General features: G+C 43.2%; 12 protein-coding genes. 11 read left to right on the plus strand and 1 reads right to left on the minus strand.

The window, feature by feature from the left end:
• Nucleotides 1–167 precede the first annotated feature (167 nt).
• From AACU25_RS06410 to AACU25_RS06460, 11 genes are all read left to right on the plus strand, one after another.
• Nucleotides 168–884 carry an SDR family oxidoreductase gene (locus AACU25_RS06410; protein ID WP_096574415.1) on the plus strand — a complete coding sequence of 239 codons (717 nt, stop codon included), beginning with the start codon at nucleotides 168–170 and terminating at the stop codon, nucleotides 882–884.
• Nucleotides 885–890: 6 nt separating this feature from the next.
• A complete protein-coding gene (locus AACU25_RS06415; protein ID WP_096574416.1) occupies nucleotides 891–1,355 on the plus strand; it encodes a (2Fe-2S)-binding protein in 465 nt (154 codons plus the stop codon).
• 106 nt (nucleotides 1,356–1,461) lie between these two features.
• Nucleotides 1,462–2,223 carry an SDR family oxidoreductase gene (locus AACU25_RS06420; RefSeq protein ID WP_096574417.1) on the plus strand — a complete coding sequence of 254 codons (762 nt, stop codon included), beginning with the start codon at nucleotides 1,462–1,464 and terminating at the stop codon, nucleotides 2,221–2,223.
• A 19-nt stretch (nucleotides 2,224–2,242) separates the two neighbouring features.
• Entirely contained in the window at nucleotides 2,243–3,355 is a 1,113-nt protein-coding gene (locus tag AACU25_RS06425; RefSeq protein ID WP_096574418.1) for an XdhC family protein, read from the plus strand.
• 70 nt (nucleotides 3,356–3,425) lie between these two features.
• Nucleotides 3,426–4,373 (plus strand): NADP-dependent oxidoreductase, encoded by a 948-nt coding sequence (locus tag AACU25_RS06430; protein ID WP_096574419.1) that lies wholly within the window; start codon nucleotides 3,426–3,428, stop codon nucleotides 4,371–4,373.
• A 13-nt stretch (nucleotides 4,374–4,386) separates the two neighbouring features.
• Complete coding sequence (locus AACU25_RS06435; RefSeq protein ID WP_096574420.1) at nucleotides 4,387–5,004, plus strand: NADPH-dependent F420 reductase; 618 nt, start codon at nucleotides 4,387–4,389, stop codon at nucleotides 5,002–5,004.
• A gap of 659 nt (nucleotides 5,005–5,663) precedes the next feature.
• Nucleotides 5,664–6,680, plus strand: a complete 1,017-nt coding sequence (locus AACU25_RS06440; protein WP_096574421.1) for a medium chain dehydrogenase/reductase family protein — start codon at nucleotides 5,664–5,666, stop codon at nucleotides 6,678–6,680.
• 26 nt (nucleotides 6,681–6,706) lie between these two features.
• Nucleotides 6,707–9,079 (plus strand): xanthine dehydrogenase family protein molybdopterin-binding subunit, encoded by a 2,373-nt coding sequence (locus tag AACU25_RS06445; protein ID WP_096574422.1) that lies wholly within the window; start codon nucleotides 6,707–6,709, stop codon nucleotides 9,077–9,079.
• Nucleotides 9,080–9,259: 180 nt separating this feature from the next.
• Nucleotides 9,260–10,924: an FAD-dependent oxidoreductase gene (locus tag AACU25_RS06450; RefSeq protein WP_096574423.1), complete on the plus strand. Its 1,665-nt coding sequence runs from the start codon at nucleotides 9,260–9,262 to the stop codon at nucleotides 10,922–10,924.
• Entirely contained in the window at nucleotides 10,924–12,318 is a 1,395-nt protein-coding gene (locus tag AACU25_RS06455) for an ATP-binding protein (protein ID WP_096574424.1), read from the plus strand. Before AACU25_RS06450 ends, AACU25_RS06455 begins: the two co-directional genes overlap by 1 nt.
• Before the next feature lie 202 nt (nucleotides 12,319–12,520).
• Nucleotides 12,521–13,918 (plus strand): ATP-binding protein, encoded by a 1,398-nt coding sequence (locus AACU25_RS06460; RefSeq protein ID WP_096574425.1) that lies wholly within the window; start codon nucleotides 12,521–12,523, stop codon nucleotides 13,916–13,918.
• A 64-nt stretch (nucleotides 13,919–13,982) separates the two neighbouring features.
• On the opposite strand, the gene AACU25_RS06465 is transcribed toward AACU25_RS06460, so the two are convergent.
• Nucleotides 13,983–15,980 carry an iron uptake porin gene (locus tag AACU25_RS06465; protein ID WP_096574426.1) on the minus strand — a complete coding sequence of 666 codons (1,998 nt, stop codon included), beginning with the start codon at nucleotides 15,978–15,980 and terminating at the stop codon, nucleotides 13,983–13,985.
• Between the last annotated feature and the right edge of the window lie 281 nt (nucleotides 15,981–16,261).

Raw genomic sequence — 16,261 nt, forward strand, 5'->3', positions numbered from 1 at the left:
GAGTTATGAGTGCTGAGTTCAATACCATTACAGCAGTTGTTAACCTATAAGTACGTTAGCAGTTAGCGTCTTCATGGGTAAGTCCTGGGTAGAGTATGTACAGAGTCAATAATTGCTGAGTAATTTATTGACTCAGCAATTATAACTATCTATTTATTACCGAAATCATGGATTTAACCAATCAAAAAATAGTCATCATTGGTGGTAGTTCGGGAATTGGATTAGCAACCGCAAAAGCAATTGTAGCTGCAGGGGGAAATGTCGTAATTGCCAGCCGTTCAGAAGCCAAATTAAATGCTGCTAAAGCTGAGATTGGTGAACGGGTAACTACCTTTAGCTTAGACATCACCAATGAAGAAGAAGTGCAAAAATTATTCTCTTCAGTTGGTAGCTTTGATGGTTTAGTCATCACTATTTCTGTAGAAGCTATGGGTGCATTTGTGGAACTAGATTCCCAAGTAGCCCGCCAGATATTTGAAAATAAATTTTGGGGGCACTATTATGCAGCTAAATATGGTGCAGCCCAATTAAAACCGAGTGGTGCCATCATCTTCTTTTCTGGTTATGCATCGCAAAAACCGGTACCTAATCTTTCTATCATGGCATCTGTGAATGGAGCGCTGGAAGCATTAGCTCGTTCTTTAGCAGTTGAACTCAGCCCAATTCGCGTAAATGTTGTGTCTCCTGGTTTAGTAGCAACTCCTCTCTATGAAGGAATGCCAACAGAACAACGGCAAAACTACTTTAATTATGTAGCTGATTCTCTACCTGTAAAGCGGATAGCTCAACCAGAAGATATTGCTGAGACAGTTCTATATTTAATCAACAACAAGTTTACAACTGGTGCGGTTATTGATGTAGATGGTGGAGCGAGGTTAGTATAAGCAGGTATGGAAATTTCCTTGACAGTTAACGGTAAGAAATATACAGCAGATGTTGAACCCCATTTACTGCTATTAGATTTTCTTAGAGATCATCTGGGTTTAACAGGTACAAAAGATGATGGCGGTTCAACTTCTGGTGTGTGTACAATTCTACTCAATGGCGTATCGGTAAAAAGCTCATTTGTGCTAGCAGTACAAGCAGATGGTGGCGATATTGTTACCATTGAAGGTATTGCTAAAAATGGACAACTGAGCGTTATTCAAGAGGCATTCTGGGAAAAGCACGCAGTGCAAAACGGCTTTTGTACGCCAGCAATGATCTTGTCTTCAATGGATCTCTTACAACAAAATCCCAATCCTACAGAAACAGAAATCCGTGCTTGGTTAGATGGGATTTATTCACGAGATACAGGCTATCAAAATGTTGTCAGTGCCATTAAATATGCGGCTGAAAAATTACAGCAAAGCTAGGTAATGGTGATGGCAGAGATGCGGGAAATGCGGGAGACAAATAATATTCCCAATTACGCCCTATTCCCTGTTCTCTAAATAGAAATAATATGGAGCAAATAAAGCTATGAAACTTGAAGGTAGTGTAGTTCTAGTTACGGGTGCTAGTGGTGGTATTGGAAAAGAATTCATCCAAGGATTACTAGCAGCAGGTGTGGCGAAAATTTATGCCGCAGCACGTAAAGTAGAAGCTCTGGAAAATTTGAAGGCTGCTAATCCTGACAAAATTGTGCCGATAAAACTTGATGTGACTAACCTAGCTCAAGTTAATGAAGCAGCTGCCCAATACCATGATGTCAATGTACTGATCAACAATGCTGGGATTACCCGTGACCAAGGAGTAATTTCTGCGCCAGACATTGATGGTGCGCGCCAGGAAATGGAAACCAACTACTTTGGTACGATGGCGATGTGTCGCGCCTTTGCTCCTGTACTGAAAGCGAATGGCGGGGGAGTGATAGTTAATCTGATTTCTTTATTAGGTAAAATTAATCTCCCCTTTATGGGTACATACTGTGCTTCTAAAGCCGCAGAACTATCCCTAACTCAATGTGTACGCGCAGAATTAGCAGCCCAGGGAACATTAGTTGTTGGTGTGATGCCTGGTACAGTCGATACTGCATTTGCTAAGGATTATCCACCGCCAAAGGTGGCACCCGCAGAAGTTGTTAGAGTAGCTTTAGATGCTGTCATTAATGAAGTTGAAGATGTCTATCCAGGCGACCAAGCAACTTACTTGTCAGCTGAACTGCTTAGAGATCCTAAAGGATTAGAAAAACAACTGGCAGGAATGTTACCAGGTATCTTGGAGCAGCTAAAACAGCAATAGCAATCGAGGTAAAGCACCGATGAAAGAAGTAATAGACGAAGTCGAACAATGGCTAAATCTGGGACATACTGTAGCATTAGCGACAGTGGTCAACACTTTAGGTTCCAGCCCTAGGGAAGTCGGTGCTGTAATGGCGGTTAACGATGCTGGAGAAGTTCTCGGTTCTGTTAGCGGTGGTTGTGTAGAAGCAGCCGTGGTAGAAGAAGCGCTGATAGTCATAGAATCAGGTAAACCACGGCTGGTAAGTTATGGGGTCAGTGATGAATTGGGTCTATCGGTTGGCTTAACCTGCGGCGGTACAATTCAAATTTTTATCCAGCAGTTCTCAGACAAATTACATAGCAGTCATCTCAGTTTGAGGGAAATTTTCCAAGCAATTCGCCAATCATTACAGACACCCATAGCTATCTGTACAGTGGTAGAGGGACTGCAAGCGGGAGCCAAGATGATTGTCACGGAAAAGGGCGATCGCTTGGGTTCTCTCGGTAATGCAGAGATTGATTGCATAGTGGCTGATGATGCTCAAGGAATGTTGCATCAAGGGCTGACTAAATTGTCTGACTTTGGTTTAAATGAAGAATGTCGGCAAGCAGAAGTCACAGTTTTTATAGAGTCCTTTGCACCACCACCTCACTTAATTATTTTTGGTGCCATTGACTTCACGCGATCGCTCTCTGTCTTAGCTAAAGTCCTGGGTTACCGGGTGACTGTTTGCGATGCGCGCGATAGCTTTGCTACAGTTGCCCGCTTTCCTGCAGCTGATGAAGTGATTGTGGAATGGCCGCATAAATACTTAGACAGCACTCATGTAGACCACCGCACTATGATTGTTGTTCTCACTCATGATCCCAAATTTGATGTCCCCGCTTTAGTTAGCGCTGTGAAGACACCAGCCGCTTATATTGGGGCAATGGGTAGTCGCAGAACTACTAAAGATAGAATCAGTCGTCTTCAAGAAGCTGGGCTAACTGAGGCGGAAATTAACCGGATTTCTGCCCCAATTGGGCTAGATATCGGCGCTCGTACCTCAGAAGAGACAGCAGTTTCAATTATGGCTGAAGTAATTGCCCTCAGAAGCGGGCGCAGTGGCGGACGGCTATCTCACAATGAAAAACCAATTCACGCCAGATAGTCAAGCATTACCTAGGAAAATCACGCCAGTGGCGTGATTTTCCGCTAGCGATGAAGATTTAGGAAAATCTATGAAAGCAGTACGCACTCATGCCTACGGCAAACCAGAGGTACTTGTTTATGAAGATGCACCTCTTCCTGGAATTGGTTCGGAAGAAGTTTTAGTAGAGGTTCATGCTGCTGGAGTAAATCCCCTAGATTGTAAAATCCGTGAAGGTCGCATGAAAGCGATTTTTGATTATCCAAAACCCTTCATTTTGGGATTGGATGTATCCGGTAAAGTTGCGGCGATCGGGTCAGCAGTGCAAAACTTTCATTTAGGTCAAGAGGTTTATGGAGTTGCAGAAGTGAGCCGTTCTGGTGCTTACGGCGAATATGCGATCGCGCAACCGCAAAAGTTAGCCGCAAAACCAAAAACCCTCGACTATGTTCAAGCCGCATGTATTCCCGTGGTCGCTATGACAGCATGGCAAGCTTTATTTGATGTCGCGGGAGTATCACCAGGGCAAACCGTACTCATTCATGCAGCATCGGGTGGTGTGGGGATATTTGCTGTACAGTTGGCTAAGTTAAAAGGAGCCAAAGTCATCGGCACAGCATCAGCTAATAACTTGGAGTTTGTCAAAGAATTAGGCGCTGATGAGGTGATAGATTACAAAACTACCAAATTTGAAGATGTCGTCAGCAATGTAGATCTGGTTTTAGATACAATCGGTGGCGATACGCGGGAACGTTCTTGGGGAGTTATTAAACCTAATGGTATTTTGGTTTCATTAATTTCCTCTCTTCCTCCCTCTCAAGCCACTGCTCTAGAAAAAGGCGTTCGTGCGGTGGGATTGGTGATGCAGCCTAACGCTTCGCAATTAACAGAAATCGCAGCCCTGTTAGATAGCGGCAAAATTAAAACTGTTGTTGGTAAAGTATTACCTCTGGCTGCAGCTCGTCAAGCGCACGAATTGATTGAGAATGGCGGGACTCGGGGAAAAATTGTGCTGCAAGTCGAACAATCCTCAACATAGTTAATAGTCAATCATGAAAATCGGAATTCTCGGTGCAGGTAATATTGGCGGTAATCTGGGTAAAATCTGGGCAGCAAAGGGACATGAGATTTTTTTTGCTGTGCGAGAACCTCACAGTGATAAGGTAAAAGCTTTATTAAATGAGTTAGGGTCTAGCGTTCGCACAGGTAGTTTACAAGAAGCTGTCTCTTTTGGAGAAGTGGTGTTACTAGCTGTACATTGGCAAAATGTGCCAGCAGTTTTACAAGAAATTCAAGGGCTGATGAGCGATAAAATTCTTATCGACAGCACTAATCGCATGATACCCCCGCCTCCTGATACTACTGGTTCAGCAGCTGAGGATATTGCTAGGGCACTCCCTGGAGCTAAAGTAATAAAAGCATTCAGTACTTTGGGTGCAAACAATCTCACTAATTTAAAGTTTGGCTCTGAGGATGCTAGCACTTTTATTTGTGGTGATGACCCAAAAGCTAAAGCTATAGTTACCCAACTGGGGGAAGAACTTGGTTTTGATGTAGTGGATGCAGGACTATTAAATACTGCTCCTTTAATAGAGTCCTTAACTAAGCTTTGGGTACAAATATCACGTAACTATGGTAGAGAAATTGCCTTGAAGCTATTGCGACGGTGAAATTTATAGGAATATACTATTCAATTAAACTAAAAAAGAAGATAAATTGACAAATTGAGTTTCTTCTTTTTCCCCAACAATTGATTTTAAATTTTATAAATTACTAATGAGTAACTTTTCGGGCGTTACGGCTCAATACTTGTCGGTTAAGGGCAAAAGGGGAAGGGGAAAAGGGGTAAGAAAACACCTTTAACCCTTACCCTTTCTCCTGCGGAGACGCTACGCGTAGCTTGCTTAAGCGCAGGGGTACACCTTTTCCCCAAACCAAATTCCGAGTTGAAAATCCTTAACCGAGCAGTATTGCGTTACAGCTTACGCCTAACGCACACTACAAAATACTTAATTTATATTAATTAATCTTGTTAAATTTTATGAATTACTAATTAGTTATATATAAAACCAAAATTTTCATATATTTAAATAAATGAAAGTATTTATGCTGATATAAAACAATTACTTATCATAGATAGACAAGACAATATCAATCAAAGCTAGTACTAGAAAAGATTTCCAGATAATTGTCAACCTTGATACGTTTCGTAAAAGTGTCAATTGAAGCAACTAGATGACCATCATCTCGCTTGATTGCCGTCTTAATTAACAGTTATTCTGTTCTTAATTATCAGGGACTTTTGCTTTAGTATTGGGATTGACAATTTATGAAAAATCAATGCGTACTAGTGACAGCTAAAGGTGGTTCAGAAAATTTAAAGTTAGTTGAGCAAGATATTTCTGAACCAAAACTTGGACAAGTGCGGATTAAGATTTTAGCAACCGGGGTTTCTAGTGCAGATATATTAATGCGTGAGGGAGTGTATCCAGTAGATCCTCCCTCTTTTCCATTTGTTCCGGGATATGACATTGTCGGAATTATTGACAAATGCGGTGATGGAGTCAAAAAATTCCAAGTAGGTCAGAAAGTCGCAGCATTAACTAAGATTGGTGGCTATGCAAAGTTTATTAATTTATCAGAAAATGACTTAGTATTAATGCCTGATGGACTTGATCCCATAGAAGCTGTAGCTGTCATCTTAAATTACCTCACAGCTTATCAAATATTGCACCGCATAGCAGAAGTCAAAGCTGGTGAAAAAGTATTACTTTACGCTGCTGCTGGGGGTGTAGGTACAGCATTTCTACAGTTAGGTCAATTAGCAGGGCTGGAGATGTATGGTACAGCATCTCCAGGAAAACATCAAACAATTACCGAATTGGGAGCCACTCCCATTGACTATAGAAATGGCAATGTTGAAGAAAAAATTAAGAGTCTCACTGGTGATGGTGTAGATGTGGTTCTGGATTCCATTGGGGGAGAAAATTGTTTCCGTTCTTATCAAACTTTGCGACCACAAGGTAGGATAGTAACTTTTGGCGCTTCATTCATTTTGCATGGACAAGCAGAACCAGATTTACAAGAAGTATTCTTTTGGTGGCGTGCGTCTTTAGCATTAAATTTAATATCTAAAGATAAACAAGTCTTAACTTATGCCATTTCTACTTTTAAACAAGAACATCATGGCTGGTATTTAGAAGATTTAACAACTCTTCTTAAATTGTTAGCTGAAAAGAAAATTCAGCCATTAATTGATAAAACAATGAGTTTATCAGAGGCAAGAGAAGCACATCATTTACTTGATACACAAGCTGTAAGAGGTAAGATAGTTTTATTGCCTTAATTTAGAAGAGTTAACTAAAAGAGAATATGGCTCAACCAATATTGGGAACCTCTATTAAACGGCGGGAAGATCCAGAATTATTGCGCGGGGAAGCCAAATTTACAGCAGATATTACTCTGCCAAATATGTTACATATGGCAATTTTGCACAGTACTGAGGCTCATGCTCTCATTAAGAGCATTGATACCAGTGTGGCAGAAAAAATGCCAGGAGTGGTGCGAGTAATTACAGGAGCCGATACTAGCGCCATTTTTCCCCTCCCTGTGATTATGAATCCTGGCGGTGCAGAGGCAAAATTCCCGCCCCATCCCTATGGCATACCAGCAGGTCAAACTATCTTAGCCATCAATAAAGTCCGCTATGTTGGCGATTTTGTGGCTGTGGTGGTGGCCCAAACCCGTCAACAAGCATATGACGCTCTTAAAGGCATTAAGGTAGAGTACGAGCCGCTACCAGTTGTGACTGATGCGGAGGAAGCGCTGCAGCCAAATGCACCGCAACTATATGACAACATACCTGGTAATTTGAATCAGTATGCCAGTTATGGAGATAAAGAAGCCACAGAAAAAGCGATCGCATCTGCTGAGGTGATCATTAAGCAAAAGATTCGCATTCCCCGGGTGATTGCCAATTCTAGCGAAACCCGCGCCACGATCGCAGATTACAATCCCGAAACTGGAGACTATACCCTGTGGACAAATACCCAAATTCCCCACGGTAACCGCTTTTTGCTATCACAATTAGTTTTAGGAATTCCCTTCAACAAACTGCGGGTAATTGTTCCCCACATGGGTGGAAGCTACGGTTCTAAAGGATATCTGTATCAAGACACAGCCATCACATTATTTTTAGCTAAAGAACTCGGTCGCCCTGTTAAGTGGGTAGATACTCGTCAAGGGTTAGCACGTACCACCGTCCATTCCCATGATCATATAGAGTATGCCACCCTCGCTGGTAACAGAGATGGCAAAATTACAGCCCTCTATTGCACCAACTACGCCAACCTCGGCGCATTTTCTGGCACCAACGGCCCTGGTGCGCCTACAAGTTTGACAGGTCGCAGCATATCAGGGGCTTATGCCATTGAGCATCCTTTTTATGAAGTTTACTGCGTATTCACCAACACTACCCAAACAGGCCCAATTCGCGGTGCAGGACGGACAGAAGCCCACTGTGTAATTGAGCGTTTGGTTGACCTCTTTGCTGATGAAATTGGTTTAGATCCAGCCGAAGTGCGCCGTCAAAACATGGTTCCTCCTGATAAGTTCCCTTACAAGAACGGTTTGGGCTGGACTTATGACTCTGGTAATTATCAAGTCGCCCTTGATAAAGCTTTAGAAATGGTGGATTACAAAAATATTCCCCAACTCAAAGAACAAGCCAAGGCGCGAGGTAAATATTTAGGTGTCGGAATTGGTTCCTTTGTCGCCATATCTGGTGTAGGCCCTTCGCCAATTATGGCTACAGATATTGGTCTCAATGGTAGTACCTGGGGTAGCGTTCACCTGCGTGTACATCCTACAGGTGATGTAAGTTTAATTACAGGTAGTCAGCCCCACGGTCAAGGTCATGTAACCACTTTCTCTCAAGTTGCTGCCCAAGAACTAGGGATTGATATTGAACGTATTGAGGTAATACATTCCGATACCAGAGGAGCTATTTACGCTCAAGGTAGTTATGGTTCCCGTAGCTTTAGCGTTGAAGGTGCGACAATCTATAAAGCTGCCCAAAAGATTAACGAAAAAGCCCGGAAAATGGCAGCTCATATCTTCAAAGTTCCAGAGGATGAGATTATTGTTGAGGACGGTAAATTCTATCCTAAAAATCAACCAGATCAAGTCAAGACTATACAGGATATAGCTTTGGCTCTTTGGTATGCTTGGGATTTACCACCAGGAATGGAACCAGGATTAGAAGTCATTACCTTCTTCGATCCACCAGATTTTAGCTATCCCTTTGGTACTCATATCGCCGTCGTGGAAGTCGATCAAGAAACTGGTGAAGTTGAAGTAGTGCGCTACGTCGCAGTCAATGATTTTGGCAATGTGGGCAATCCGATGATTGTTGATGGTCAAACCCACGGCAATATTTATCTAGGGATTAGCCAAGCCTTATTTGAAGAAGCTGTTTATGATGAGTCTGGCAAAATCCTCACAGACGACCTCACCAGTTATGCGATCGCCAAACCTTCCGATTTACCCCATTTTGAACTGGCGCGTACCGTCACCCCCACCCCCCATAATCCTTTAGGAGCCAAAGGCGCTGGGGATGTCAGCAATCCACCCGTAGCACCTGCAATAGTGAATGCTGTTTGCGATGCTCTTAGTCCTCTCGGAGTCAAGCATCTAAATATGCCTTTGACACCAGAGAAGGTTTGGCGGGCGATGAATGGGGTGTAGGTGATTGGGGACTGGGGACTGGGGACTGGGGACTGGGGATTGGGAAGATGAGGGAGATGTGGGGGAAATTTCCATTACCAATTACCAATTACCAATTACCCATTCCCCAACCCCAATTTTATAAATTAAAACCCACGGCAATTAATAATAAGTAAAGACATAACAACATAGGTAAACTTTATGGCTAAACCAATGATTCTGACCGTGGATGACGATCCTCAGGTTTTACAAGCGATCGCGCGGGATTTGCGGAAGGAATATGGCGATCGCTTCCGGATCTTACGTGCAGATTCAGGCGCAGCAGCACTAGAGGCCATCAAAGAATTAAAATTACGTAATGAAACAGTAGCACTATTTCTGGCTGACCAGCGAATGCCCCAAATGACTGGGGTAGAGTTTCTCGAACAAGCAATTGCTATCTTCCCCGAAGCGAAACGCGCCTTGCTCACTGCTTATGCAGATACCGATGCCGCGATCGCGGCTATTAATAAGACAAGTATTAATTACTACCTAACTAAGCCTTGGGACCCACCAGAAGAGCGGTTGTATCCTATCCTCAACGATTTGCTAGATGATTGGTTCGCTTCTTATCGCCCACCTTTTGAGGGAACTCGCGTAATTGGTCATCGTTGGTCGCCTAATTCCCATAAAATCAAAGATTTCCTTGCTCGTAATCACGTTCCTTATCAATGGTTAGATATTGAACGAGACCAGGAAGCCCAAGAGTTAGTTAACTATAGTGGTGTAGATAACGCCGAATTACCTTTGGTGATTTTGCCAGATGGCGAGCGTTTAGTAAAACCCAGCAATATTGAAATTGCCGCCAAGGTGGGATTGCAAACCCAAGCTAAACAGCCATTCTACGACTTAGCAATTGTTGGTGGCGGGCCTGCTGGGTTAGCAGCCGCAGTCTATGGCGCTTCTGAAGGGCTGCGAACAGTGATGATTGAACGCGAAGCCCCTGGCGGACAAGCGGGAACTAGTTCGCGGATTGAAAACTACCTCGGTTTCCCCATTGGTTTAAGTGGTGCAGATTTAGCCAGACGCGGTGTTACCCAAGCCAAACGCTTTGGTGTGGAAATTCTCACACCCCAAGAAGTGGCAGGAATTCGTACCAACGGTAACTATCGTTATGCATTGCTCAAAGATGGTTCAGAAATCGCTTGTCATGCCTTAATTTTGGCGATGGGTGTTTCTTGGCGGCGGTTAAATGTCCCCGGAATCGAAAAACTCACAGGTCGGGGCGTTTATTATGGTGCAGCCATGACCGAAGCAATGGAATGTAGTAACGAAAAAGTCTACATTGTGGGTGGTGCTAACTCCGCCGGACAAGCAGCGATGCATTTCAGCAAGTATGCCCAGCAAGTACATATGTTAGTACGTGGTGACGATCTGGGTAAAGGGATGTCACAATACCTCGTCGATCAAATTGGCGCTACAGAAAATATCATCGTGCAACTCAATTCCAGCGTCGTTGAGGTCAAAGGTGAAGAAAGTTTAGAAGCCTTAACTATTCTCAACAATGTGACTGGTGAACAAGAAACCGTCCCGGCTAACTCTCTGTTTATCTTCATCGGTGCTGTTCCCCATACCGATTGGTTAGATGGAATTGTCGAACGGGATGAACGTGGCTTTATCCTGACTGGCCCAGATTTAATCAAAGATGGCAAACGTCCCAAAGGCTGGAATGTAGATAGAGATCCTTACTTACTCGAAACCAGCGTACCGGGAATTTTTGCTGTAGGTGACGTACATCATGGTTCTGTGAAGCGCGTAGCTTCTGGAGTGGGTGAAGGCTCGATATGTGTTAGTTTTGTCCACCAGTATCTTGCTAAGGTGTTGTAATGCTGGACATAGAAGAATTACGCCAAGTGGAATTGTTTGCCAGCTTAAGTGATGAGCAATTGCGGTGGCTGTGCGAACAAGGAAAAGAAATATGGCTACAACCTGGTGATATCCACCGTTCTGCGGGCGATCCTGCCGAACAAGTCTTTATTATGATTGATGGTGAGGTACAAGTTACCCAGAAGGTAGGCAATCAAGAAATTGTCTTAGTTACTTATGGGCCAAAAACTTTCTTTGGGGAATTGCCCATTTTAACTGGGGAAACTCACTATTGGGCGGGTGGCAAAGCTGTGCAGCCTTGCCACATCCTAGAATTGGACAAAGATAAATTCTGGCAAATGCTAGCCACCATGCCGGCTGTCACCACCTTGATTCTGCAAACAATGGCGCAGCGGGTACAAGAGTTACAATCTATGTCTCAGCAGCGAGAAAAACTCGCGGCTTTAGGGACAATGGCGGCGGGACTTTCTCATGAAATGAATAACCCGATGGCCGCAGTTAGGCGGGGGACTGGGGAATTGCAAAAGCTATTTCAACAGTTACCCTCGCTAGTGTTGCAACTGAGTCAAAGACAATTCACACAACCGCAAATAGAATATTTGGGTGGTTTGCAGCAAGAAGTAATTGCCAAGCAGCAGCAAACTACTCAATTGTCTCCCCTTTCAAGATGCGATCGCGAAGATGAACTGGTTGATTGGTTAGATGACAATGGTGTCAGTGATGGTTGGAAACTCGCGCCTACCTTAGTTGCAGTTGGCTTAGATGCCAATGACCTCAGTAAAATTACGCAGCAAGTCCCAGCGGAGTCTTTAGGGGATATTTTGGCTTGGCTAGAAGCTAGCTTGAGCGGATTAAACTTACTCTCCGAACTAGATGAAGGTTCATCCCGCGTATATGAGCTAGTCAAAGCTCTGCAAGACTACTCTTACATGGATCAAGCACCCTTACAAGAGGTGAATGTCCATGACGGTATTGAAAGCACCTTAAAGATGATGCATCATAAACTCAAGGATGGAGTAGCCGTAATTAGAGAGTATGGCAATTTACCCAGAATCAGCGCCTATGGTAGCGAATTAAACCAAGTCTGGACTAACCTGATTGATAATGCAATTGATGCAGTTAAGGGTCAAGGTCAGCTTCGTATACATACAAAGTGCGAAAATGAGCAAGTTTTAATAGAAATTATCGATAATGGCACAGGAATCGCGCCAGAAATCCAATCGCGCATTTTTGAACCCTTTTTCACCACCAAAGGCGTAGGTGAAGGTAAAGGATTAGGCTTAGATATCGTTTACCGCACTGTAGTTGGGAAACATAAAGGAGATGTCCGATTTACCTCCTGTCCTGGTAACACTTGTTTTCAAGTTCGTCTACCAGTTGTGTTGACGGATTGATGGGGGATTGGGGACTGGGGACTGGGGATTGGGGACTGGGGATTGGGGACTGGGGACTGGGGACAAGGAGAAAATTCCTATTACTCATTACTCATTACTCATTACTCATTACTCATTACTCATTACTCATTACTCATTACTCATTACTCATTACCCATCCCCCATCCCCAAACTATAAATTAATTTCTATAAGGTATTTTCTATGCTGCAAGAACCCAATGCGATCGCACTGTTTCCCCAGTTATCAGATGAAGTGTTGCAGCATCTTCAAGACTATGGGACTGAGATTGATTTAAATGTAGGTGAATATCTATTTAAAGAAGGCGAACATAGTTACGATTTCCATGTGGTTTTAGATGGAGAAATTCAAGTAACTAAGCAGGTGGGGGGACAAGAAAAGTTACTCGCCAAGCATCAGCGAGGTGAGTTTATTGGTGAATTGTCTATATTAACGGAAGCTGATTCCTTTGCGACTGGCTATGCAACTCAGCCTAGTCGGGTATTAAAGCTGGAACTGAAGACTTTTAAGCAAATTATTGCCACTTTTCCACCATTGGCTGATGTTGTGCTTTCTACTTTCGCCGCCAGAACCAAAGCTGTAGAATCGCAGTTACAACAGCAGGAACAATTAGCATCATTAGGTAAACTCTCCGCCGGATTGGCCCATGAGTTGAAAAATCCTGCTGCTGCTGGCGCTAGGGTAGCTGAGGAGTTACGGAAAAGGTTTCAAGAATCGCAAACTTTAGCGCTGCGTCTCCATCAATATTCCTTTACCCCAGCACAACTAGATTTTTTAGCTCAGTTACAGCAAGATAACCGTGTGTCCCATAAACTAGATTTAATTAGCCAAAGCGATCGCGAAGATGAAATTACAGATTGGCTAGAAGACCATCAGGTAAATCAAGCTTGGGAAATTACCTCAACTTTAGTTGATGCTGGATTAGATGCTGAAAAATTAGATGCTTTAGCCGATCAAATCCCAGATGTCGCCATCAGCGATGTTGTGCATTGGTTAGGCGCAAATTTAACTACTCTGGGACTAATTGGGGAAATTGAACAAAGTACAGCCAGGATTTCCGAATTGGTGCAATCAATCAAATCCTATGCTCATATTAATCCGCTTTTACAACATCAAGTAGATGTACATCAAGGCATTGAAAATACTTTAACAATGCTTGGTCATAAGCTCAAGGGAGGTATTGCTGTTACGCGAGAGTACAGCCAAAATTTACCACTTATCAATACTTATGGCAGCGAACTCAACCAAGTTTGGACAAATCTTCTGGATAATGCTATTGATGCGTTAGAAGGTAAAGGCAAAATCTGGATACGTACTTATCAAAAAGATAATTATGTGATTGTAGAAATAGCCGATAACGGGCCTGGTATTCCCCCAGAAATTCAGACCCGAATTTTTGAACCATTTTTCACTACAAAAGGAGTTGGTAAAGGTAGCGGTTTAGGTTTGGACATCGTGCATAGTCTCATAGCTGATAAGCATCACGGCCAAATCCACCTCCACTCTCAACCAGGAGATACCAAGTTTCAGATATTGCTACCGATAGTGGGGAATGGGGAAGGGGTAATGGATAATGGGTAATGGGTAATTGCAAAGAATCTATCAACCTTTGACCCTTGACCCTTCCCCCTTCCCCCTTGACCAATTAAAAATTAAACTGCGTCCTTAAATTACCCACAAAAATAGTCGGGTTGTTATCGAAGTTATTTGCATTCATCACCACAGAAAAAGAGGGGACGAGGGCGATATTGCTTGATATTGGTAAGAAATAACTGCCCTCAACCTCATACCAAGTACCACCATTACCGCCTCCAGATACTAGGTACTGGCGACCCGATAAAATATCCATTGGCATGAGGAAAGAAAGCTGTCCCATTGCACCTGGTTTTCCTAAGTCTGGGAAAGCCATACCAAACTGGAATGACTGAGTGTTGATTTCTCCTCTGGGGATACTGGGGTTAACTGGACGAATAGCGGTACTACCGTAAGTATAACGGCCAAAAATGCCAAATTTCGGGGTAATTCGCCAATCAGCGTTAATACCAAAGGTGTCTGCAGTCCCATTATTGAGATCGCCACCAAAACCGTCATCAGCTACGCCATAAAAAGGTTCTGTGAGTCCATACCCTAGTTGTCTCACACCATCTCGATTGAACCGATAGCCTTCAATATTTGTACGGGTGTAGAGAAATCTGATATTAGACGTATTACTGGGTCTAACAGTTAGTTCTGCTGTCAGGGTGTTAGTCCCGCCAAATAAACCCTGAAACGGGTTGCTAGCTGAGTTAAATGGTGGACTAGGTAAATATTCATCTGTCTCACTGAGATAAGCCAGTTTGAGCAGAAAGTTTTTATTAATATCCCACATTGCTACAGCACCAGCACCACGGTCAATGGCGTTTACTAAGGTACTGTTAGCAGAGTTAAATGTAATGTAGTTAAAGATTGGTGGCCCTTGGGTGAAAGCAAAGGAAAATTGGTTTCCTTCTAGGAAGCGGAAGAAGTTAAACCTGGGCCCTACTACGAGTTGAAGGTTATTGGAGACGGGAAATTGGTAGTAAAGTTCTCGAATCGTGACCTCAGTCGGGATGACTGCCCCAGGGCCAGTAGTAAAATCAGCGTATGAATAATCTAAGCCAGCAGAAGCATAAGAATTAGCTAAGGGGCCGGGAAATGCAGTGCTAGTACCCATTGCTAGTTGTAGTACTAGGCTATCTTTACCTGTGAAAGAAGTGACAAAGTCCAGCCAGACTAAGCCTGTAAGGGTAGCATTGGGGTCGTCAACTCTGACAATTTCGCGATCGCTACTTCCTCTAACTACCCGGTTCCCAGTCTCCTTCTGTATACCACCTCCAGAAAATCCGGCTGCTAAGTTCATCCAAGCAAAACCAAATAGTTTGGTAGTGGTAGAAAATTGTTGGTTTTCCAGTTTAGCGGTTCTTGCTTCTAACCCATCTACACGTCCCCGTAGGGTTGCTAGTTCAGCCGTAAACTCTTCTTGTAACTTTTGTAGAGTTCCCAGGTCTTCTTTTTTAACTAAATCGGAGGTAGCTGTGGAAATTAACTCTTGTACTCGTTCTAAACAAGCATTCAAACCCGCCGCAAATTCATAGCGAGTCATGGCACGGTTACCCAAAAAAGTCCCACTTGGATAACCCGCGATACACCCGTAACGTTCCACCAAGCTTTGCAAAGCTGTAAAGGCCCAATCTCCAGGTGACACATCCCGTAACTGCGATACGGAGTTGACTTGCTCCATATCATTATTAGTATTCTCTTCACCTGGCGTTAAGCTGAGGTCAGCAGCATTCGAGCTAAATTGACTTAACCCAGTTGATGGAGTGAGATCGGATATTGTCAGAGGCGATCGCAATTCCTGTTTGTTCTCAGCCAAACTAGAGTTATTGGTTGACGGATCTAAGTGATTTAAAGGATTTTGATCGACTACAGTTTGCTGAGGAGTAGTCAGTGGCTGTTCTACTGTACTAGTATTCTCTGATTTAATATTATTTACTGCATCACCCTCAGCCTGAGCTAATACTTGTAGAGGGTTGGCTATCACGCCCGAAGAGAGCAGCAAAGCAATCCATACAGCTTTTAATGCAGCAAGTTTAGCTTGCCAATGAGTTAAATTATTCAACATGGAATTCTCACACCTGTTTTTAAGTCTTCGCCACAGAATTCACAAGCACCAACTCATGAGTCTTTAATAGGATACCTGAGAAGTATTATTTACTAGTCTTTTGGGCGGCTATTACCGTCGCTATCACTTAGCATTGAATTATCTTCTCTTCAGACCTTCCAGACATCCTTATAAGTTGCAAGATCTACCTTTGTCAAATCATACAGTAGTCTAGGATGTCTGAATAGTAAAGAAAAATAACTCGTAATTAACCAACTATATAGTCTCTCACTTTGTAGTAA

This window comes from Tolypothrix tenuis PCC 7101, from assembly GCF_963874875.1.
In the GTDB taxonomy this organism is placed as follows: domain Bacteria; phylum Cyanobacteriota; class Cyanobacteriia; order Cyanobacteriales; family Nostocaceae; genus Aulosira; species Aulosira tenue.

Bases quoted from the DNA above. Each gene is read 5' to 3' on its own strand.
- AACU25_RS06410 (WP_096574415.1), top strand. From the start codon at position 168: ATGGATTTAACCAATCAAAAAATAGTCATCATTGGTGGTAGTTCGGGA.
- AACU25_RS06415 (WP_096574416.1), top strand. From the start codon at position 891: ATGGAAATTTCCTTGACAGTTAACGGTAAGAAATATACAGCAGATGTT.
- AACU25_RS06420 (WP_096574417.1), top strand. From the start codon at position 1,462: ATGAAACTTGAAGGTAGTGTAGTTCTAGTTACGGGTGCTAGTGGTGGT.
- AACU25_RS06425 (WP_096574418.1), top strand. From the start codon at position 2,243: ATGAAAGAAGTAATAGACGAAGTCGAACAATGGCTAAATCTGGGACAT.
- AACU25_RS06430 (WP_096574419.1), top strand. From the start codon at position 3,426: ATGAAAGCAGTACGCACTCATGCCTACGGCAAACCAGAGGTACTTGTT.
- AACU25_RS06435 (WP_096574420.1), top strand. From the start codon at position 4,387: ATGAAAATCGGAATTCTCGGTGCAGGTAATATTGGCGGTAATCTGGGT.
- AACU25_RS06440 (WP_096574421.1), top strand. From the start codon at position 5,664: ATGAAAAATCAATGCGTACTAGTGACAGCTAAAGGTGGTTCAGAAAAT.
- AACU25_RS06445 (WP_096574422.1), top strand. From the start codon at position 6,707: ATGGCTCAACCAATATTGGGAACCTCTATTAAACGGCGGGAAGATCCA.
- AACU25_RS06450 (WP_096574423.1), top strand. From the start codon at position 9,260: ATGGCTAAACCAATGATTCTGACCGTGGATGACGATCCTCAGGTTTTA.
- AACU25_RS06455 (WP_096574424.1), top strand. From the start codon at position 10,924: ATGCTGGACATAGAAGAATTACGCCAAGTGGAATTGTTTGCCAGCTTA.
- AACU25_RS06460 (WP_096574425.1), top strand. From the start codon at position 12,521: ATGCTGCAAGAACCCAATGCGATCGCACTGTTTCCCCAGTTATCAGAT.
- AACU25_RS06465 (WP_096574426.1), bottom strand. From the start codon at position 15,980: ATGTTGAATAATTTAACTCATTGGCAAGCTAAACTTGCTGCATTAAAA.